Annotated in this window: 16 protein-coding genes; 10 read left to right on the forward strand and 6 right to left on the reverse strand. The window is 67.6% G+C overall.

Annotated elements, in window-relative coordinates; translation table 11 throughout:
- The first annotated feature begins 5 nt into the window (after positions 1-5).
- Both D7252_RS12535 and dxr read left to right on the forward strand, forming a co-directional pair.
- Positions 6-962: an FKBP-type peptidyl-prolyl cis-trans isomerase gene (locus D7252_RS12535; protein ID WP_120775691.1), complete on the forward strand. Its 957-nt coding sequence runs from the start codon at positions 6-8 to the stop codon at positions 960-962.
- 35 nt (positions 963-997) lie between these two features.
- Positions 998-2,080 (forward strand): 1-deoxy-D-xylulose-5-phosphate reductoisomerase, encoded by a 1,083-nt coding sequence (dxr, locus tag D7252_RS12540; protein ID WP_120775692.1) that lies wholly within the window; start codon positions 998-1,000, stop codon positions 2,078-2,080.
- A gap of 12 nt (positions 2,081-2,092) precedes the next feature.
- Here the strand turns inward: dxr and D7252_RS12545 are convergent, their stop codons facing one another.
- From D7252_RS12545 to D7252_RS12555, 3 genes are all read right to left on the reverse strand, one after another.
- A complete protein-coding gene (locus D7252_RS12545; protein ID WP_183055288.1) occupies positions 2,093-3,709 on the reverse strand; it encodes a Mur ligase family protein in 1,617 nt (538 codons plus the stop codon).
- A gap of 94 nt (positions 3,710-3,803) precedes the next feature.
- The gene (locus tag D7252_RS12550; protein WP_120775693.1) at positions 3,804-4,478 is read right to left on the reverse strand and encodes a YcnI family protein; all 675 of its coding nucleotides are present in this window, start codon (positions 4,476-4,478) and stop codon (positions 3,804-3,806) included.
- Between the two features lie 101 nt (positions 4,479-4,579).
- On the reverse strand, positions 4,580-5,164 hold the full coding sequence (locus D7252_RS12555; protein ID WP_120775694.1) for a hypothetical protein: 585 nt from the start codon (positions 5,162-5,164) through the stop codon (positions 4,580-4,582).
- A gap of 64 nt (positions 5,165-5,228) precedes the next feature.
- Here D7252_RS12555 and D7252_RS12560 point away from each other — a divergent pair, with 64 nt between their 5' ends.
- On the forward strand, positions 5,229-6,542 hold the full coding sequence (locus D7252_RS12560) for an RIP metalloprotease (RefSeq protein WP_120775695.1): 1,314 nt from the start codon (positions 5,229-5,231) through the stop codon (positions 6,540-6,542).
- A 14-nt stretch (positions 6,543-6,556) separates the two neighbouring features.
- Here the strand turns inward: D7252_RS12560 and D7252_RS12565 are convergent, their stop codons facing one another.
- Positions 6,557-8,440 (reverse strand): chorismate-binding protein, encoded by a 1,884-nt coding sequence (locus D7252_RS12565; RefSeq protein ID WP_120775696.1) that lies wholly within the window; start codon positions 8,438-8,440, stop codon positions 6,557-6,559.
- A 228-nt stretch (positions 8,441-8,668) separates the two neighbouring features.
- On the opposite strand from D7252_RS12565, the gene ispG reads away from it, so the two are divergent.
- Together ispG and D7252_RS12575 are read left to right on the forward strand one after the other, a co-directional pair.
- A complete protein-coding gene (gene ispG, locus D7252_RS12570; protein WP_183055289.1) occupies positions 8,669-9,820 on the forward strand; it encodes a flavodoxin-dependent (E)-4-hydroxy-3-methylbut-2-enyl-diphosphate synthase in 1,152 nt (383 codons plus the stop codon).
- Between the two features lie 22 nt (positions 9,821-9,842).
- Positions 9,843-10,706 (forward strand): hypothetical protein, encoded by an 864-nt coding sequence (locus tag D7252_RS12575; RefSeq protein WP_120775698.1) that lies wholly within the window; start codon positions 9,843-9,845, stop codon positions 10,704-10,706.
- Positions 10,707-10,721: 15 nt separating this feature from the next.
- Here D7252_RS12575 and D7252_RS12580 read toward each other — a convergent pair whose 3' ends face one another.
- A complete protein-coding gene (locus D7252_RS12580) occupies positions 10,722-12,137 on the reverse strand; it encodes an RNB domain-containing ribonuclease (RefSeq protein WP_120775699.1) in 1,416 nt (471 codons plus the stop codon).
- Between the two features lie 75 nt (positions 12,138-12,212).
- Between D7252_RS12580 and D7252_RS12585 the strand changes: the two genes are divergently transcribed.
- The 4 genes from D7252_RS12585 (at position 12,213) to D7252_RS12600 (ending at position 18,095) form a co-directional block, all read left to right on the forward strand.
- Positions 12,213-12,983, forward strand: coding sequence for an isocitrate lyase/phosphoenolpyruvate mutase family protein (locus tag D7252_RS12585; RefSeq protein ID WP_120775700.1), 771 nt, complete (start codon positions 12,213-12,215; stop codon positions 12,981-12,983).
- 43 nt (positions 12,984-13,026) lie between these two features.
- Positions 13,027-14,781, forward strand: a complete 1,755-nt coding sequence (locus D7252_RS12590) for a proline--tRNA ligase (RefSeq protein ID WP_120775701.1) — start codon at positions 13,027-13,029, stop codon at positions 14,779-14,781.
- Between the two features lie 124 nt (positions 14,782-14,905).
- Positions 14,906-15,997, forward strand: coding sequence for a TIGR00730 family Rossman fold protein (locus D7252_RS12595; protein ID WP_120775702.1), 1,092 nt, complete (start codon positions 14,906-14,908; stop codon positions 15,995-15,997).
- Between the two features lie 43 nt (positions 15,998-16,040).
- Positions 16,041-18,095: a PhoX family phosphatase gene (locus tag D7252_RS12600; protein WP_120775703.1), complete on the forward strand. Its 2,055-nt coding sequence runs from the start codon at positions 16,041-16,043 to the stop codon at positions 18,093-18,095.
- Positions 18,096-18,119: 24 nt separating this feature from the next.
- On the opposite strand, the gene D7252_RS12605 is transcribed toward D7252_RS12600, so the two are convergent.
- Entirely contained in the window at positions 18,120-19,478 is a 1,359-nt protein-coding gene (locus tag D7252_RS12605) for an NAD(P)/FAD-dependent oxidoreductase (protein WP_120775704.1), read from the reverse strand.
- Positions 19,479-19,610: 132 nt separating this feature from the next.
- Between D7252_RS12605 and nusA the strand changes: the two genes are divergently transcribed.
- Positions 19,611-20,594, forward strand: coding sequence for a transcription termination factor NusA (nusA, locus tag D7252_RS12610; RefSeq protein WP_120775705.1), 984 nt, complete (start codon positions 19,611-19,613; stop codon positions 20,592-20,594).
- The last annotated feature ends 27 nt before the right edge of the window (positions 20,595-20,621 follow it).

The following is a 20,621-nucleotide window of genomic DNA, read 5'->3' on the forward strand; positions in this document are numbered from 1 at the left end:
TCACTGTGCGCAAGCGTCCGCTCGTCCTTCTGTCCACCGTCGCTGCGGCGACCCTGCTGCTGGCAGGCTGCGCCGGTGATGCGCCGGAGAGCTCCGGTACGCCGGATCCTTCTCCGTCGAGCTCGTGTCTGGTGGACGCGAAGCCCGGTGACACGTCCGACTCGGTCGTCGTCGACGGCGAGGGCCTCGACGCGACCGTCACGGTGCCGGCAGACGCGGCATTCGCCGACGTGGAGCGCACGATCGTCTCCGAGGGAGATGGTGACGACGTCATTGCGGGTGAGCTGGTCTCGGTGACCTACCAGATCGTGGATGCCGCGACCGGTGACGTCGTTGATTCCTCCGAGCGCAGCGAAGGCGGAGAGGCATCTGTCCTCCTGGATCAGAACAGCGCATCACTGTTCATCGCCGCGCTGGAGTGCCAGCCTGTCGGCACTCAGGTTGTCCTGGCCCTCCCCGGTGCCGTCTTCGGTGAAGGGGGCACGAACAAGGTCGTCTACGCCGAAGCGGTCGACCATCTTTCCGAGGTCGCCACCGGCACCGACGTCGACCCGACCCCGGGCATGCCGACGGTGAAGCTCGATGACAAGGGCGCCCCGACCGTGACGATTCCCGACGGCGAGGCACCGACCGAGACCAAGGTCGCCGTCCTCAAGCAGGGCGATGGCCAGACAGTCGGGTCCGGCGACCTCGTCGCCGTTCAGTACCTGGGCGTGAAATGGTCCGACGGCAAGGAGTTCGACTCCAGCTGGAGCCGCGACGCGGCGCCCACGCAGTTCCCCACCACGGGTGTGGTCGCCGGCTTCCAGAAGGCGCTCGAGGGTCAGAAGGTCGGCTCTCAGGTCGTCGTCGTGATGCCTCCATCGGATGGCTACGGAGCGAGCGAAGGACACGAACTCCAGAAGGAGAGCCTCGTGTTCGTCGTGGACATCCTCGCGACGACGCCCGTGCAGGCGCCGTAGCCGGAGACGTCGGGGTCGTGTCCTAGGCTGACTTCATGCGTCGCATCATCGTCCTCGGGTCCACCGGTTCCATCGGCACTCAGGCGCTGGATGTGATCCGGGCCAATCCCCGTCGATTCGAGCTGGTCGGCCTTGCAGCCGGGTCGAATGCCGGGATGCTCGCCGAGCAGGCCGCGCAGTTCCAGGTCGAGCACACGGCGCTGGGCGCAGCGGAGGCGGAGCAGCTGGTTCGTGACGTCGATGCGGACGTGGTGCTCAATGCGATCACCGGTTCGATCGGCCTCGGGTCGACACTCGCGGCTCTGAAGGCAGGCCGGACGCTTGCCCTCGCCAACAAGGAGTCGCTGATCGTCGGGGGCGAGTTGGTTCTCGCGGCCGCAGCGGCCGATCAGATCGTTCCCGTGGACTCCGAGCATTCGGCCCTCGCTCAGGCGCTTCGTGCCGGCACGCATGCCGAGGTGCGGCGTCTCGTGGTCACGGCGTCCGGTGGTCCGTTCCGGGGGAGGAGCCGTGCAGACCTCGCGGCCGTCACACCGGCGCAGGCGCTCGCCCACCCGACCTGGGACATGGGCCGTATGGTCACCACGAACTCCGCCACGCTCGTCAACAAAGGACTCGAGGTCATCGAGGCCCACCTGCTGTTCGACGTGCCCTACGACGACATCGAAGTGGTCGTGCATCCGCAGTCGATCGTGCACTCGATGGTCGAGTTCATCGACGGCTCGACGATCGCACAGGCGTCACCGCCCGACATGCGGCTGCCGATCTCGCTGGGGCTGGACTGGCCTCACCGCGTCGGAGGAGTCGGTCGGCCCCTCGACTGGACCGCGGCGTCGTCCTGGACCTTCGAGCCCCTGGACGTCGAGGCCTTCCCGGCAGTCGCACTCGCGAAGGCGGTCGGGCGAGCGGGCACCACATTCCCCGCGGTGTACAACGCCGCGAATGAGCAGGCTGTCGATGCGTTCCACGAGGGGCGCCTGTCTTTCCTGGGTATCGTCGACACGATCGCTCGCGTCGTCGACGCCCACGAACCGCCCGACACCCTCACCGTGGAATCGCTGATAGCCGCCGAGGAATGGGCGCGGAAGACCGCCGATCGGCTGATCGAGGCGAACTGACGGCCCTCGAGGTCAGTCTTCGTCGGGGTACGGTACCGGCCACCGCGAGTCCGGCACCGGCCACCCCGCGGCGCGCAGCGCTCGTCTGGCGAGCTCTCGGGCGGAGTAAGGGGTTCGGACGCCGCGGATGTCGCGGTAGTCCTGGTGTCCGGGGCCCGCCCAGAGAATGGCGTCACCATCTCCCACCAGGTCGACCGCAGCCACGATGGCGCGCTCCGGCGGCGAGTACTCGTGGATCTCGGCATCCGGTCGCGCCGTGCGGGCGCCCTCGATCAGGGTCGCACGGATCGATGAGGGATCTTCGAACCGAGGGTGGTGGTCGGTGACCACCAGGATGTCGCTGCCTTCGACGGCCGTGCGAGCCATGTCGAATCGCTTGCTCGCATCGCGGTCGCCGTCGGCGCCGAAGAGCATCAGCACTCGGCCGGGAGTGACGCGTCGGATGGCTGCGAGGGTCTTCTCGAAGGCGTCGGGGGAGTGCCCGAAATCGACGAAGACCGCGGGGCCGCGCTCACCGGAGACGAGCTGGGTGCGGCCCGGCAGATACGCGCTGATACCGTCGTCATGCGTCAGTGCGCCGACGATGCGCTGCCACGGGTAGCCGCCCTCCAGGAGCATCACGATCGCCAGCGCGGCGTTGGCGGCCATATGCGGGCCGATCACCGGAACGGTGGTGGTGAGGGAACCGGCGGGGCCGTTCATCGTGAAGGTGGTGCCCGAGGGGCGCTCCTCGTCGATGACGACGACCCAGTCGGCCTGCCCAGCCGCATCCGGATCGGCAGCGATCGACGGGGTGCCGACGGTGACGACGGGGATCTCGGAGCGTTCGACGACGAGCGCGCCGGATGCCGAGTCGAGGCAGACGACGCCGCGGATGGCGCGGTCGGGTCGGAAGAGCGGCAGCTTCGCCTCGAAGTACTCCTCCATGTCGGCGTAGTCGTCGAGATGATCATGGCTGAGGTTCGTGAAGCCGGCGACGTCGAAGCGGATGCCGTCCACGCGGTGCCGGGACAGTGCCTGGGCGCTGACCTCGACGGCGACCGCCTCTACTTCACGCTCTCTCATCAGAGCCAGAAGAGCGTGCATCTCGGACGCTTCCGGCGTCGTCAGCCGGGACACGATGACCTCACCGGCGATGTGGCGCTCGGCCGTCGAGGAGAGCCCTGTGACGACGCCCATCTGGTCGAGGATGCCCTGGAGAAGGTGCGAGACGCTGGTCTTGCCGTTCGTGCCCGTCGTGGCGAAGAGCAGGGGGAGCGGGTCATCTGCTCCCGTGCCGTACACCCACGCGCTGAGCTCTCCGAGTACGGCGCGCGGGTCGTCGACGACGATGATGGGGAGCCCCGTGGGCTCGGCGATCACCGCACCGGGCTCATCGGTGATGACGGCGACGGCACCCTGCTCCGATGCGGCGGCGGAGAAGTCCGCACCGTGTCGATTGACGCCCTGGATGGCGACGAACGCTTCCCCGGGACGGAGGTCTGCAGTGGCGAGTGTGATGCCGGACACCACTATGCCGTCGACGTCGCCGCGGACGTCGCGAGCGAATCGGGTGGCGAGTTCGGACAGCTGACGCCGGGGCGGGTTCGCGGGGCGGAGCACGGGCGGCAGGCTGGGTTGTTTTTCCATCGACATGTCGTTTCCATGATCTCACGGCGCCGGGGCGAACCCCGCCTGCGGCACGTCTCCCCGCATGCACACGCGCGGGGAGACGTGCCTTCGGTCAGGCGCTTCGGCGCACGGCGACCACCGAGACGACCAGCGCCGCGAGACCTGCGACGAGTCCGCCGGCGCCGAGGATGGACGGCAGCGGGTCAGAATCGCTCGCGGCGTCGGCGGCGTCCGCCTTCGTCCCCGATTCCGAGTGTTCGACCTCTGCGGCAGCGGCATCCACCGTCACCACGGGTGCCGGCGAATCGAGGCTGTGCGGATCTTCGCCCTTCTCTGCCAGCTGCGTCCACTCGGTCGCGCCGTCGACGCACTCCTGGACGACGGGGAACGCGAGAGAGGCGGGAGCCGACTCGTCGAGGCCGACGGACATACTCACCGCGCCTCGCAGGTCGTTCGGAACGGGTGTCACGGCGGTGTACGTCACCGCACTGACGAGACCGTCGTCGCCCCGTTCGACGTCGATGGTCCAGTCGCCATCCATCGTGGGAGCGACAGAGGCCAGCCCCTGCGGCATGGTCACCCGAAGAGCCGTGGTCGGTGAGTTGTCACAGCCGTGGGCGAAAGAGAAGGTGAGAACGCCGTGATCTCCGGCTGTGAGATGGTCAGGGCTCACGCCGACATGCGCGCTGGCCATCGAGGGAGCCGTGAGGGCGAGGAGCGTGCCGCCGAGGATGGCGCCGGCGGTGACGGTGGTACGGCGGACGACGCCGGGGTTGCGGGTGGACATGCGAAATCTCCTGAATGCTCGGATGCGGGTGCGCCGAACGACGCGGATGCCCGCGAAAGATGATGTTGCGCCGGATGGCAGCGGATCTCTGATGCGGCAGGTCAGCCGCGAGCGAGGAGAGGCGGCCCTCGTCGGGAGACGGCGGCCGAGATGGCGGCGTCTGCTGCGGGCAGGAGAATCGAGGCGAGCGGGACCGGGCGACCGTGATCCGCAGGAGCAGAGGTCACCGAGCGTCGCAGCAACGCATGGAACCAGGCGGCGATGCGCAGCAGAACCATCTCGCCGCGCACGACGAGGGCAGCTGTGAACGCGGCGGCGACGACGTGTGCCACGAGCATGGGCGCGTCCGGCGATGCTTCGGTCGCGAACGAGTCCAGCGGGGACAGGATGACGTGATGCGCGTGCCCTGTCGCGCTGGCCCCGCGCCCGCCCGTCGGTGCCCCCAGCGACTGGAACACGAGATGGAAGGCACCCTGCGCGAGCAGGACCGCTGTGGCGACGCGCGTCGTGGAGTGTCGTGCTCCGATGAGGACGGCGGTCAGCGGTATGAGGAGAGTGGCGACAGCGAGGATCAGGAGCGGATGCGGAGCGGCTCCGCCACCGAGCGTGTGCGACACGGCGGCGACCAGCGTGGCTGCGGAAGAGATCGCACTGGCGCGCACCATTCGCCGCTGCCGTGAAGTCACGGACCCAGCCTAACCATGTCGGCGGCCGGGCGGATTCCTAGGCTGCGGGCAGTAGCGTTGGCACGTGGAAATCCTGCTCTATCTGGGCGGCATCCTGTTCATGCTGATCGGCCTCGGGCTGTCGATCGGACTGCACGAGGTCGGTCATCTTGTCCCCGCCAAGCTCTTCGGCGTGCGCGTCGGCCAGTACATGATCGGTTTCGGGCCGCGTCTCTGGTCGAAGCGGATCGGTGAGACGGAGTACGGCTTCAAGCTCCTGCCGGTCGGGGGCTTCATCTCGATGTCGGGCATGTACCCGGCGTCCAAGAACGCGGGCCCGGTCAAGGGGATCTTCCGCACCCTCATCCAGGATGCGCGTTCGGCCAACGACGAGACCATCGCCGAGGGGGCTGAGGAGCGCGTCTTCTATCGGCTGCCGGTGTGGAAGCGCGTCATCGTGATGTTCGGCGGACCGCTGATGAATCTGGTCCTCGCGACCATCATCTTCACCGTCCTCGTTTCGGGGATCGGTGTCCAGCAGGGCACCACGACCGTGGCCTCGGTCACCCGCTGCGTGGTTCCGGCCGAGTCGACGGCCACCGAGTGCTCGCCGGAGGACCCTGCGTCGCCAGCTGCGGAGGCGGGGATCGAACCGGGCGACGTGATCGTCTCGATCGATGGTCAGCCGGTGTCGACGTTCGCCGAAGCCACCGCGATCGTGCAGGCGGCTCCCGGCGAGACCCTGGACATGGTCGTGCTCCGCGAGGGGAACGAGGAGACCCTGAGCATCACGCCGATCGCCGCTGAGCGCGCGATCACCGACGCCAGCGGACAACCCGTGCTCGACGACTCCGGCAAGCCCGTCGTCAAAGAGGTGGGGTTCGTGGGCATGGGCTCGCAGATGGGATACGTGCAGCAGCCTCTGAACGCCGGGCCGCAGATGACGGCGGACACCGTCGGACGGGTGGCATCCCTCATCGTGACGCTTCCCGTGCGTCTGTGGGACATCGGGGTGTCGCTGGTGACCGGGGGAGAGCGCGACCCGAACGGTCCTCTCAGCGTCGTGGGAGTGGGCCGGATCGCCGGTGAGGTCGCCGCCACCGACGCGCCGATTCTGAATCGATTCGCGGTGCTGCTCGGGCTGCTCGGCTCGTTGAACGTCGCGCTGTTCGTCTTCAACCTCATCCCGTTGCTGCCGCTCGACGGCGGACACATCGTCGTGGCGCTCTGGGACGGCATCAAGCGGGCGTGGGCGAAGCTGTTCCGCCGACCCCCACCCGCGCCCGTGGATGCGACCAAGCTCGTCCCGCTCACCGTCGTGGTGGCAGTGCTCCTGATCGCGATGGGCGCTCTCCTGCTGGTGGCCGACCTGTTCAATCCGGTCGACATCCTGCAGTAGCGAGGTGGCGAAGCTCAGATGAGTGCGTGCCGCACGAGTCGTTCCAGCGTGTGGATGCCATCGCGAGACAGGATCGACTCGAGGTGACCTTGCACGGACGCGAAGCGCGGCCCACGGAGCGCGTAGACGTCGCCGGAGTCGGCGTCGGCTGACACCTCGGCCGTTCCGACGCGCGTGGTGCCGGGACTGACCCGCGCGGTGAAGGTGTTGTAGAACCCGATCGATGCATCCTCGCCGAACAGCGGAACCGATTTCTGGAGCCCCTGATGCGGGGCATCGAGCGCGGTCAATCCGATGTCGAGTCGATCGCTCAGGATCTGGTGGCTGAGGCACACAGCCAGCAGCGGTGCCGCCGCATCGATGCGCCGCGAGACGACGTCGCGCATTCGCGCGATGCGGGGAGTCGCCGCATCGCGCGGGTCGCCCGGCCCGGGTCCGGCGACCACGATGTCCGCGGCGTCGATGTCCGCGCCGTCCACCTCGCTCCACAGTCGGATCCGCACGGACAGGCCGAGGTGGCGCAGCTGGTGGGCGAGCATCGTGGTGAACCGGTCCTCCGCGTCGACCACGAGGGCGGTCCTGCCGGCGAACGGGCCGTCGACGTCGTCGCCCTGCGGGTTGAGCCAGAAGTCGGCGAGGCGAGCATTGCGTGAGGCGAGAAGCGTCGCGATGGTCGGGTCATCGGCGAGAGGTTGCTCCCGCCCAGGAGCGTCTGCGTCGCTGCGCGCCTCGGCCACTCGGTCTCGGTCGATGGCGCCGATGGCTCCCAAGACGCCGGCGGCCTTGCCGTGAGTCTCCGAGACCTCGCCGAACGGGTCGGAGTGCCGTACGAGCGTGGCTCCGACCGGCACGCTCAGCGCACCCCCGTTCAGGTACACCGTGCGGATGAGGATCGGTGCGTCGAGGTCGTGGCCCCCTTTGGTGTTGGGTGTGAACAGCGCGGCCACACCCGAGTAGTATCCGCGGGGCTTTCGCTCATGTCGGCGGATCACCGCGCAGGCGTTCTGCATCGGGGAGCCGGTGACCGTGGGGGCGAACATGGTTTCGCGAAGGATGTCCCGCGGATCCAGGGTGCTGCGTCCTCGAAGCATGTACTCCGTGTGCGTGAGGCGGGACATCTCCTTCAGATGCGGACCCGTGATGCGTCCGCCGTCCGAGCAGACGGCCGACATCATCTTGAGCTCCTCATCGACGACCATGAACAACTCCTCGGTCTCCTTCGTGGAGGCGAGGAAGTCGACGAGGCTTTCCTTCGTCGCGCCCCCTGCGGGGTGACGGAACGTGCCCGAGATGGGGTTCATCGTCACGACGCCCTCGCGGGCGACGACGTGCGCCTCAGGGCTCGCGCCGACGGCGATGTGACCGGGGGTGAAGACGGCGAAGGTCCAGTAGGCACCGCGTTCATGAGTGAGGAGCGCTCGGAACCAGGTCAGTGCGGCAGTGCGGTCGTCGACGTCGATCGTCGCCGTGAAGTCGCGGCGGATGACGAAGTTCGCGCCCTCACCCCGTCCGATCTCCGCGGCGATGACTCGCTCGACGATCTCGGCGTACTCGGCGTCGGCGATATCGAAACCGGCGCCGTGGAGCGGTACCGGCTCGGACGGGAGGGCATCGACGAGAGCATCCGTCGCAACGTGCACGTGCTCGTCGACGACGACGCACCGCAACGGAGCCCCGTCGTCCTGCGCGACGAAGCCGCGCTCGCGGACCTGCCGATACGGCACCATCGCGAACACCTCGCGCGGCACTCCGTCGGCATCGAGGGGGATGTCGGCGAGCATTTCGACGTCGACGACGTCGCCCGTGAGCAGTTCGACCGTATCGGCACCGTCGCGCGCGATCAGCACGAAGGATGCTGCCGGGTCGGCGTTGAGCTCGGCGAGTCGTGAGAGGGTCATCGATGTCTCCTGTGCAGGGCTCCGGCTCGGCTCAACGAAAAGACCGCCCCGGAGGCGGTCTGGATTCGTAGGGAACGCGAACACACCGCCTAAGAGGCGGGCCACCAAGGGGAGTTCGCGAGCATGGGGTGAAAGTTACCACACCGGGCGGCACCGCTCGGGTGGAGGCGGGTCGTGGATGCGGCGGACATCCAGCCCACGTGCGTCCAGGCGGCGTAGGCTGGGGACGTGCCAGCAGTGAACCTTGGGATGCCGAAAGTCCCCGAAGTCCTCGCCCCGCGACGCAAGTCTCGTCAGATCAAAGTGGGCAAGGTGCTCGTCGGTGGGGGAGCCCCCGTCAGCGTGCAGTCGATGACGACGACGAAGACGACCGACATCAACGGAACTCTGCAGCAGATCGCGGAGCTCACCGCCTCGGGTTGTGAGATCGTTCGCGTAGCCGTCCCCTCACAGGATGACGCCGACGTGCTTCACATCATCGCGAAGAAGAGTCAGATCCCGGTCATCGCAGACATCCACTTCCAGCCGAAGTACGTCTTCCAGGCGATCGACGCCGGATGCGCGGCGGTCCGCGTGAACCCGGGGAACATCCGGAAGTTCGATGACCAGGTCGGCGCGATCGCCAATGCCGCGAAAGCCGCGGGCGTGTCGTTGCGGATCGGCGTCAACGCCGGGTCGCTCGATCCGCGGCTGCTGCAGAAGTACGGCAAGGCGACCCCGGAGGCGCTCGCGGAGAGCGCTCGCTGGGAGGCGTCGTTGTTCGAAGAGCACGACTTCCATGACTTCAAGATCTCGGTCAAGCACAACGATCCGGTGATCATGGTCAAGGCCTACCGCCAGCTGGCGGAGATGGGTGATTGGCCGTTGCACCTCGGGGTCACCGAGGCCGGGCCCGCGTTCCAGGGCACGATCAAGAGCGCCACGGCGTTCGGCATCCTGCTCGGAGAGGGCATCGGCGACACCATTCGCGTATCGCTGTCCGCCCCGCCCGCAGAAGAGGTCAAGGTCGGTCACCAGATCCTCCAGTCGCTCAACCTTCGCGAGCGCAAGCTCGAGATCGTGTCGTGCCCGTCGTGCGGACGCGCTCAGGTCGACGTCTACACCCTGGCGGAAGACGTCACCGAAGGCCTGAAGGACATGACCGTTCCGCTGCGGGTCGCCGTCATGGGCTGCGTCGTGAACGGGCCGGGCGAAGCGCGCGAGGCCGACCTGGGTGTGGCATCCGGAAACGGCAAGGGGCAGATCTTCGTCAAGGGCGAGGTCATCAAGACCGTGCCTGAGGCCGATATCGTCGCCACGCTGATCGAGGAAGCGAACCGGATCGCTGCGGAGATGGGCCCGGCCGCCCCGCTCGGCACCGCCCAGGTCGTCACGGTCTGATCGAACCCCTTTCAGGAGTCGTATGTCTTCCACGATCGTGTCCTTCGCCGCGGGTGCAACGACGGGCGACGGCGTGGTCAGACGGGTCGAAGCGTCTCCCGACGGAGCGATCGTCGTCGTCGACGCAACACCCTTCCATCCGGTGGATCACACCTGGCCCGATCAGCCGGGCGATTCAGGTGAACTCGGTGTGGGTGGCGCGCGGGTAGCGGTCGTCGAAGCGCTGATGGCAGCCGCCGGCGACGCAGGCGAGTTCGCCGTCGGAGGCGCGATCCCGGTGAAGCGAGGTGCAGAAGGATGGACCTGGCTGGTCGGGCACCGGATCGAGGGCACCGTTCCTGAGTGGCTCGTACCGGGTGCGGAGGTCGCGCTGTCCGTGGACCCGGTGCGCCGCGCGGGACTCAGCCGGGGGCACACGGCCTGCCACCTGGCTTCGCTTGCGCTCGATCTTGCCGTCGCCGATCTGTGGCGCAAAGACCCGGGCGAGGATGCCCTGGGCAATCCCGACTTCGAAGGCAAGGCCAATCAATCCAGCCACATCGATGGCGATGGCGCGGTCGATCAGTACCGCCTCGGCAAGAGCTTGCGCAGAGCAGGGTTCGACACGGAAACCTTCGCCGCCACTCTGACGGACCGTGAGTCGCGGATCAACGAGCAGCTCGCGACATGGGTGGCATCCGGTGCCCGTAGCGGGATCGAAACCGACGGACCGACGATCGTCGACCGACGCCGGTGGCGCTGCGAGCTTCCTGAGGGGGAGGCCGTGATCCTCTGCGGCGGAACGCACGTCGAATCGCTCGCGGAGTTCGCCTCGATCGCGGTGACCCTCCACCTCAGCGATCCGCAACTGCTGGTGATGACGACCACGGTCACGCCGGCGGGCTGACTGAGCGCTGCGGGTTCACAGCCCGAGTTCCACCTCGCCGCGGGCGACGTCTGCCCGCAGGACACGGAGCCGCACGACGTCGCCGGGTTCGGCTTCCGCCGGTACCGGCGCTGAGGTGGTGACCGCGGGGTCCGCGATCTGGACCGATGCGCGGTCGCCTCGAAGCTCGATGATCGTCGCCTCCACCTCCGTGCCGACGAGGGGTGTCATGAGTGCCGCCTCGACGCAGTTGACTGTCGCGGAGTCGAGGCGTGAAGCGCGTTGTCCGGATGCCTGCATGAGGGCCGGGAGCTGGTCGAGCGACTCTCGCACCCACGACGGCACTTCCTGGCCTGTGGACACCGCGAGGCAGATCGCCAGAGACCAACGGTCGACGAGTCGACGCAGTGGCGCGGTGGCATGCGCGTATGGTGCCGCGATGGCCGCCTGGGAGGCATCCTTCGGTGCCTGACCGTCGAAGGTCACATATCCCGCACCCCGGAACAATGCGGCAGCGGCCTGAAGGACGGGAAGCGCGAGAGGATCGGTCCGGTCGAGGCTGCGGAGGTAGTCGCCATACGTGCCGGACGTCCACGGGCGTCCGAGCGCCCGCGTCTGGTGCCGGAATGCCTCGAACGCCTTGTCATCCGGTTCCGGCATGGTGCGCAGCACACCCACGCCGGCGTCCAGCATCAGTGACGCCGCCGCCATCCCCGTCATGAGGGAGAGCTGCGCGTTCCACTCTTCGACGGGGAGCGGGGTTCCGCGTTCGATCGCGTAGCCCCCCGTCGTGAGTCGGACGACTTCCTCGTCGGGGAGATTGAGACTCGCGCCACCGCGCAGGCGCTCCTGCTGGATACGCAGAGCGCCGATCTCCGGAAGCAGGGCGGCCGGCCCGTCCTCGTCGCGATCAAGCGACTCCTGGGTTGACCGGTAGTCCAGTTGTGCCCGCGATCGGATCATCGCGCGCTCCAGCCGGAACGCGGACACCACTCCGATGGAGTCGAGCGAGAACGTCCAGACGAGTGCCGGTCGATCGACGTCCGGAAGGAGTGAGGCGCGATCTTCGCTCAACACGGGCGGATGCAGGGGAATGCGACCGTCGGCGGCATACAGCGTCTGTCCACGGCGCCGGGCTTCCGCGTCGACCGCGCCACCGGCGATGACGAATCCGGGCACATCGGCGATCGCATACCGAACCGTGTACCCGGAGCCGTCGCGTTCGAGGTGGAAGGCCTGGTCGAGGTCGCGGGAACCCTCGGGGTCGAGCGTGGCGAACGGGATGTCGCGGAGGTCGAGCTCGGGGGTGTCGACGGTCGATGCCTCTGCTTCGGCGAGCACGTCTTCCGGGAACTCGACCGGAGCATCCAGCGTCTCTCGCAGCGCCACCAGAGCGGACGCGAGCTCGGTCTGTGCGGCGGACGGTGCGACGTGCGGTCGGCGTTGAGGCATGCTCCCACCCTAGGTCGATCCTCAGTGAGGGGTCCGCACCGCCCCGGCGTCGCCGCCCCGCGTTAGCGTGGTGTCATGACCACTGCAGCCAAGGCCCAGACCCTCGTCGGACTCTATGACGCACCGGAGATCCTCCGCGTCGTGAACGTGTGGGACGTCGTTTCCGCGCGCGCTGTCGCGGCGCTCCCCGAGACCGAAGCGATCGCGACTGCCGGTCACGGCATCGCCGCGTCCTTCGGTTTCGAAGACGGTGCCACGCCCCGTGACCTCATGATCGACATGGTCGGACGCATCGCGTCGGCCGTCCAGCTGCCCGTCACGGCCGATCTCGATGACGGGTACGGGGACGCGGGCGAGACGACCCGGCTCGCCATCGGCGCGGGCGTCGTCGGCGCGAACGTCGAAGACCGGCTCAAGCCGCTCGCCGAGTCCGTCGCGGCGGTGGAAGCGATCGTGAAGGCCGCGGAGGACGAGGGAATCTCCTTCGCCCTCAACGCCCGCACCGATGCCTTCGTCCGCGCGGGGTCGCGTCCGGTTCAGGAGAGCATCGCCGACGCGATCCAGCGTGGCAGGGCGTACATCGAGGCCGGCGCGACATCCGTGTTCGTTCCCGGCCTCCTCGACGCCAACGTCACCCGTCAGCTCGTCGAGGGCATCGGACAACGCAAGGTCAGCGTCATCGGCGTCCCCGGCGCGCTTGCGGCATCCGAGTACGAGAAGCTCGGCGTCGCCCGCATCTCGTACGGACCGCTCCCGCAACGGGTGGCCCTCACCGCGCTGCAGGAGCTCGCCGCGAGCCTGTACGGCGGCGGTGTCGTGCCGTCCGGTCTCCCTGCCCTCAACTGACGTGCGTCGAAGACGCGTGGCCACGGCTCACTACACTTGAGGCGTGGTCACACGTCTCTCGAAGTTCTTCCTCCGTACGCTCCGCGAAGACCCTGCTGACGCAGAGGTCACCAGCCATCGACTGCTGGTGCGCGCCGGCTATATCCGCCGTGCCGCGCCGGGTGTGTTCACGTGGCTCCCGCTCGGGCTCAAGGTCAAGTCGAAGATCGAGAGCATCATCCGGGCGGAGATGGCGGCCGCGGGAGCACAGGAAGTTCACTTCCCTGCGCTGCTTCCGCGAGACCCGTACGAGGCGTCAGGACGCTGGGAGTCCTACGGCGACGGGATCTTCCGACTTCAGGACCGCAAGGGTGCGGACTACCTGTTGGCGCCGACGCACGAGGAGATGTTCACCCTTCTGGTCAAAGACCTCTATTCGTCCTACAAAGACCTGCCTCTCACGATCTACCAGATCCAGGACAAGTACCGCGACGAGGCACGCCCGCGCGCCGGTCTCCTGCGCGGACGCGAGTTCACCATGAAGGACGCGTACTCCTTCGACGCGTCGGATGCCGGTTTGGAGACCAGCTACCAGGAGCAGCGAGACGCGTACGAGCGCATCTTCCAGCGACTCGGACTGGAATACGTCATCGTGAACGCGGACAACGGCCTCATGGGCGGTGCGCGCAGCGAGGAGTTCCTGCACCCGACGCCCGTCGGCGAAGACACGTTCGTCCGAAGTGCCGGCGGCTACGCGGCGAACGTGGAGGCCTTCACGACCGCGGTCCCGGAGCCTGTCGAATTCGACGCCGAGGGGCAGCCGGTCGTCTTCGACTCTCCGGACACGCCGACGATCGAGACCTTGGTCGCGCACAGCAATGCGCACCTCGACGGCGACTACACCGCCGCGGACACGTTGAAGAACGTCGTGCTCGCACTGACGCACGTCGACGGCACGCGCGAACTGATCGTCGTCGGCATCCCCGGAGACCGCGACGTCGACGAGAAGCGCGCTGAAGTCGCCTTCGCCCCGGCAGAGGTCTCGACGGCGACGGACGACGATTTCGAGAACAACCCTCTGCTGGTGAAGGGGTACATCGGGCCGTGGTCGCCGACGGGCGCCGTGCTCGGGGAGGAGTCGGCCACCGGCATCCGCTACCTCGTCGACCCGCGCGTCGGCGAGGGCACGAGTTGGATCACCGGCGCCAACATCGATCAGAAGCACGCGCACTCGGTGGTCGCAGGGCGCGATTTCTTCGCCGACGGCACCGTCGAGATCGCGAACGTGCGTGCCGGAGACCCGGCTCCGGACGGCTCCGGCCCGGTCGAACTCGCCCGGGGGATGGAGATCGGACACGTCTTCCAGCTCGGCCGTTTCTTCGCGGAGACCCTGGGCCTGAAGGTGCTCAACGAGAACGGCAAGCTCGTCACCGTCACCATGGGCTCGTACGGCATCGGCGTGACACGTATCCTCGCCATCATCGCCGAACTCAACAACGACGACAAGGGCCTGATCTGGCCGGCATCCGTCGCACCGTTCGACGTCCAGGTCGTCGCAGCCGGACGTGACCAGGTCGCTTTCGACGTGGCGGCCGATCTCTCCGCAGAGCTCGAGACCGCGGGCCTCGACGTGCTCTACGACGACCGTCCGAAGGTTTCGCCCGGTGTGAAGTTCGGTGACGCCGAACTCGTCGGCGTGCCGAAGATCGTCATCGTCGGTCGCGGTGCCGCAGACGGACAGGTGGAGCTCTGGGATCGGCACACCGGCGAGCGCGACACCCTGTCGTCGGCGGAGGCGGTCGCTCGACTCGTCGGCTGATCCGGAACGTCGAGCGCCGCGTGCCCCATCCGGGTGCGCGGCGTTCGGCATCTCACCGCGCCCGCCGCCGCCGCTCGGCGTTGCGGTCTCGACCGGACCCTGGGCGGCGTGCGACGCTGGGACCATGATCGACGAAGCACTTCCCGAAGCCCTGAGCGCCGAGATCAACGCGGTTCTCGACGACGCCGGTGTCCATGCGGACCGTCGTCTGGTGATGCGGATGCTGCGTACTGCGATCCTGCTGGGCGAAGACGGTGCCGACCGCCTCGACCTCAAGATCGCTTCCGCGGCACTGGCGGAGATGCGGGACGCGTTCCGACTCTTCGCGCCGTTCCGACACGTGCCGAAAGTGACGGTGTTCGGATCGGCGCGGACGCGCCAGGACGATCCGCTGTATTTGCAGGCCCGTGCTGTCGCATCGGCCCTCGCCGAAGACGGGTGGATGGTCGTCACCGGCGCGGGGCCCGGCATCATGCAGGCCGCCGCGGAAGGCGCGGGACCGGCGTTGTCGCTCGGCGTCTCGATCCGATTGCCGTTCGAGGAGAAGGCGAACGGTCTCGTGGCGGGTCAGGATCATGTGGTGGCGATGAAGTACTTCTTCACGCGGAAACTGATGCTCATCAAGGAGTCGTTGGGTTTCATCTGCCTGCCCGGAGGATTCGGAACGCTCGATGAGATGTTCGAGCTGCTCACGCTGCAGCAGACGGGCAAGGCCGAGCCGACCCCGATCGTGCTGCTCGACCAGCCGGGAGGTGACTTCTGGCAGGGGCTGCGGCGGTTCATCGACGAAACCCTCGCACCGATGGGAGTCATCTCGGAGGGCGACTTCGATCGCGTGATCGTCACCGACTCGGTAGAGGCCGCACGGGCCGAGATCGCGGGTTTCTGGCGCAACTACGACTCGATGCGCTGGGTGGGGGACTCTCTGATCCTGCGCATGCGCGCAGCACCGACGGATGCCGAGATCGAGGACCTCAACGAGCAGTTCGCGCCGATGCTGGCGTCGGGGCGCATCGAACGCACGAGCCCTCGTCACCCGGAAGTCGCGGACGACGATCTGCTTCATCTGCCGCGCCTCATGCTGGACCTCGACCAGCGTCAGGTCGGAAACCTCTTTCGGCTCATCGGCGCGATCAACGCTCTCGCCTCAGCCTCAGCCTCAGCCACGGACCCGAGCACGAGCGCTTCCCTTCCCGTTCACCCCGACGTCACCTGAGCGGGGAAAACTCTCGTCTGCACGACACTACGAGGAGGATCCGATGACCCTGGCAGACGACATCCGACGCCCGCTCCCGATGGCCGATCATGTGCGTGGGAAGCGCTCCGCGGTCACCTGCCACCTGAAGTGCGCCAACGCGTGCCTCGGGCCTGAGTGCAACACCTCTGCCAACGAGGACTTCCGCTCCATCGCTTCTGCGGTCTTCTCGCGCCGCGCGTTGTTCGGCCTCGGCGCCGCCGCAGCCGTGGCTGTCGCCGTCGGCGTCGGCCGCGATGCCCCCGTCTCCGCTCCTGGTGCGGCAGGGGCCGGCGAACTGGGAGTCTCTTTCGGCAAACCCGGCAAGGCGGGACTGTCCTTCCGCGCCATCGAACCGGTTCCTGCGGACATCGACGCGCTCACCGTTCCGGAGGGCTTCACCTGGCAGCCTCTCATCCGCTGGGGTGACCCTCTCTTCTCGCGCACGCCCGCGTTCTCGCTCGCGGGCCAGACGCCGGAAGCCCAGGCGGAGCAGTTCGGATACAACAGCGACTATCTCGACCTCATCGCCGACCCGAGCGGCAAGTCCGGGGTACTGGTCAACAATCACGAGTATGTGAACCCGAACCTCATGTTCCCTTCGACGACGAATGCCGCGGAGCTGCGGCGACGCGGCGACATCTACAAGGCGGCTCAAGGGATGTCCGTCGTGGAGATCCGTCGCCGGAAGGTCGGTGACCCGTGGTCGTACGTCGTCGACGGGCGTCGCAACCGTCGCATCACCGTCGAGACGGTCTTCGAGTTGACGGGCCCGGCGGCGGGCTCGGACCTCGTCAAGACGGCCGACGACCCCGAGGGACGGTGGGTGCGCGGCACGCTCGGAAACTGCGCTGGCGGCACGACCCCCTGGGGAACCGTCCTCTCGGGCGAAGAGAACTTCAACGGCTACTTCGCGTGGGCTGCGGACACCGCGGCGCAGAAGAGGTACTCGGCATCCAGCACGACCTCGACGTCGACCGGCTGGGAGACGTACGATCCGCGATTCGACGCGCACAACCCTGACTACGTCAATGAGCCGAACCGTTTCGGCTACATCGTCGAGATCGACCCTCAGGATCCGAAGTCGACACCGCGCAAGCACACGGCCATGGGCAGGTTCAAGCACGAGGGCGCGAACGTCCACGTGGCGTCCGACGGGCGGGTCGTCGCCTACATGGGAGACGACGAGCGCAACGACTACCTCTACAAGTTCGTCTCGAAGAATCGCATCTCGGGTTCGCGCAAGAAGAATCTGTCGCTGCTCAGCGAGGGCGACCTCTATGTGGCGAAGTTCTCGGGAAATTCGCCGGCGGCCGAGATCACCGGCACCGGGGCGCTGCCCGCGGACGGCGCTTTCGACGGGACCGGCTCATGGGTGCCACTGACGCGGCGTGGGAAGAGCGTGGTCCCCGGATTCACGACCGAGCAGGTGCTGGTCCACACGCGGCTCGCCGCTGATGCGGTGAGTGCGACGAAGATGGATCGCCCCGAAGACGTCGAACCCAACCCGGTCACGGGCAAGATCTATGTCGCGCTGACGAACAACACCGCGAGGAAGGCCGTGGACGAGGTGAACCCCGTTTCCGGCAACCGATACGGCCACGTGGTGGAGCTCACCGAGACCGCCGGACACACCGGAACGACCTTCGGGTGGAGCATCCTGCTGCTGTGCGGAGACCCCGCGACGTTCGAGAATGCATACTTCGCCGGGTTCCCGAAGGAGCTCGTCTCACCGATCTCGTGCCCGGACAACGTCGCCTTCGACTCGCAGGGTGATCTGTGGATCTCCACCGACGGCGCTCCGAGCACCATCGGCCTGGCCGACGGCTTGTTCAAGGTGCCGCTCCGTGGGCGAGAGCGGGGCCACGTGCAGCAGTTCCTGGCCGTGCCGCGGGACGCCGAGACCTGCGGACCTGTCATCCACGACAAGGAAGGTCTGGTCTTCGTCGCGGTGCAGCACCCGGGCGAGGACGGGACGTTCGAGGCTCCGAACTCGCTGTTCCCCGACTACGGCTCTTCCGCTGCCGGAGATGTGGCCACCGCGCCACGCCCGGCCGTCGTGCAGGCCTATCGCGCCTGATCGCGTGAGGTGAGGAGCGGATGCTCAGGCGCCCTGAGCATCCGCTTCCCGCCGGACGATCCCTGAAGCGAAGGCCGCGAGGTCGATCGTGCGGCCGAGGATCCGTTCGGCAGCCCGGCGCCCGGAGGAGAAGGCCGCACCCACGGTGGCCGGCTCCGCGCCCCACGTCGCCTCTCCTGCGAAATGAAGCACGTCTTCCACAGGCCCGGACAGAGCATCGTGGTCGTGATGCGAAGCGCCGACCGGGATATGCGAATACGAGCCCATCGAGTGCGGGTCGGAGCCCCAGCGGGTGACCCAGTGTGCGACGGTTTCCCCGACGCCCGTGCCGTACAGAGCGCGGAGAGCCGTGACGGCATCCTCGATGATCTCGTGGTCGGAGAGCCCCTGCACGCGCCTGCCGAACGGCCCTGCGGCGAACGTGAGGAGTGTCGGGCGACCGCTGACCGCGGACACGTCATACCAGGAGTGCCAGTGCGCGCCGGGCTCTCCGATCGCACGCAGTGCGTAGACGTTCTCCGACCAGAACCGTTCGGAGAACTGAAGATACACCTTGTTGAACACCCCCATGCCGAGTCGTGTGATGGGCCCGGAGACGGTCTCTGGCAGCGGCGGCGCGAACGTGATCGCGTCTGACTTGAGCACGCCGAGGGGAACGGTCACGACGACGCTCTTCGCGTGGAACTCACCACGATCGGTGGTGACTCTCGCTCCGTCAGCGGAACGCTCGATGAGCCTCACCGAGTGCTCGAGCCGGACATCGAGGCCCGATGCCATGCGCCGCGGTATCTCGTCGTACCCGCCGGGGAAGATGACCTCGTCGCCGTCGATCCCATCCTCATCGAGCCCGTGCGCGTCGAGGTCGCCGATCCATGCACCGCACTGCTCCTCCACCCGGTGGCGGAAGAATTCTCGAATCTCGTCGATCCTCTCCGGCGCGAGCCCGGAGCGGTCCAGAGCGCGCTCCGTGACGTCGAGGTAGGTGTCGCCGGATGCCGCGGTGCCGATCTCCTGGACGAGCAGCTCATCCACGTGCGCCACATCGTCGATCCAGCGCTCGGTGGCGGCAGCATCCATCGCCTTGCCCGTGCCGTCGAAGTAGTCGATCGGTCGGCCTCCGGCCTGGAAGCTTCCGACCGTGTACTCGAGCGTCGGTATGTGCAGCGCCTGAACGAGGTCCCAGAGCGGCGATTCGTCGATCCCATGGATCCACGAGGCGCCCAGGTCGACGGCGAACCCGGAGTCGCGGACCGTGTGCATCCGTCCGCCGATGCGGTTCCGAGCTTCGAGGACCACGACATGCTGGCCGGCGTCGGCGAGCATCCGGGCGGCCGTGAGGCCCGACATCCCTGCACCGACCACCACGGTGTCGAAGGTGTTCACGGGGCCTCCTGTGGCGTAAACCGGCGTGGGCACTGCTGCCGTCGTGGCAGCAAGCGGTGGGCACAGGGTATCGTGGTACGGATGTCGCGCGTGCGAACAGGCGAGCGACGAGAGCTGAATAGGGAGGCCGTCATGGACATCGAACTGAGTCTGCTGCGAGGGATCGAGAAGGAGAAGGCGATTCCCTTCGAGGAGCTCGTCTCGATCATCGAGCAGGCGATCCTGACCGCGTACTCCAAGCACGTGGCTGCCGACGGGGTGACTCCGGAAGGCGTGCGCGTCCACCTCGATCGCAGATCCGGCCATGTCGCCGTGCTCCAGGTCGTCAGAGACGAAGAGGGCGCGATCATCGGCGAAGAGGATGCGACCCCCGACGACTTCGGCCGCATCGCGGCGTTCGCCGCCAAGCAGGTCATCAGCCAGCGCCTCCGCGACATCGCCGATGACGTCGTGCTCGGCGATTTCAAGGACAAAGAGGGTGACATCGTCGCGGGGGTCATCCAGCAGGGGCCGAATCCCCGGATGATCCACGTCGATCTCGGGAGCGTCGAAGCCATCCTCCCGCCTGAGGAACAGGTGCCCGGAGAGCAGTACACGCACGGTTCGCGCCTGCGGGTGTACGTCACCAGCGTCGCGAAGGGGCTCAAAGGCCCGCAGATCACTGTCTCGCGCACCCATCCCGGACTCGTGCGCAGGCTGTTCGCTCTGGAGGTACCGGAGATCGCTGCCGGGTTGGTCGAGATCGTCTCTCTCGCTCGCGAGGCCGGTCACCGCACGAAGATCGCGGTGAAAGCCAACGATCCTGCCATCAACGCCAAGGGAGCATGCATCGGCGAACTCGGGCGACGCGTCCGTGCCGTCACGGAAGAGCTGGCGGGGGAGAAGATCGACATCGTCGACCACGACCCGGACCTGGCGACGTTCGTCGCTCATGCTCTCTCGCCGGCGAAGGTCACGAGCGCGTTCATGCTCGACGCCAGCACCAAGGCCGTCCGCGCGCTCGTCCCGGACTACCAGCTGTCGCTGGCGATCGGCAAAGAGGGGCAGAACGCCCGATTGGCCGCCAAGCTCACCGGCGCGAAGATCGACATTCAGCCGGACAGCGTCCTCGACTGACCGGATTCCGCCCCGGCGCGCCCTCGG

This window comes from Microbacterium sp. CGR2 (genome assembly GCF_003626735.1).
GTDB lineage: Bacteria > Actinomycetota > Actinomycetes > Actinomycetales > Microbacteriaceae > Microbacterium.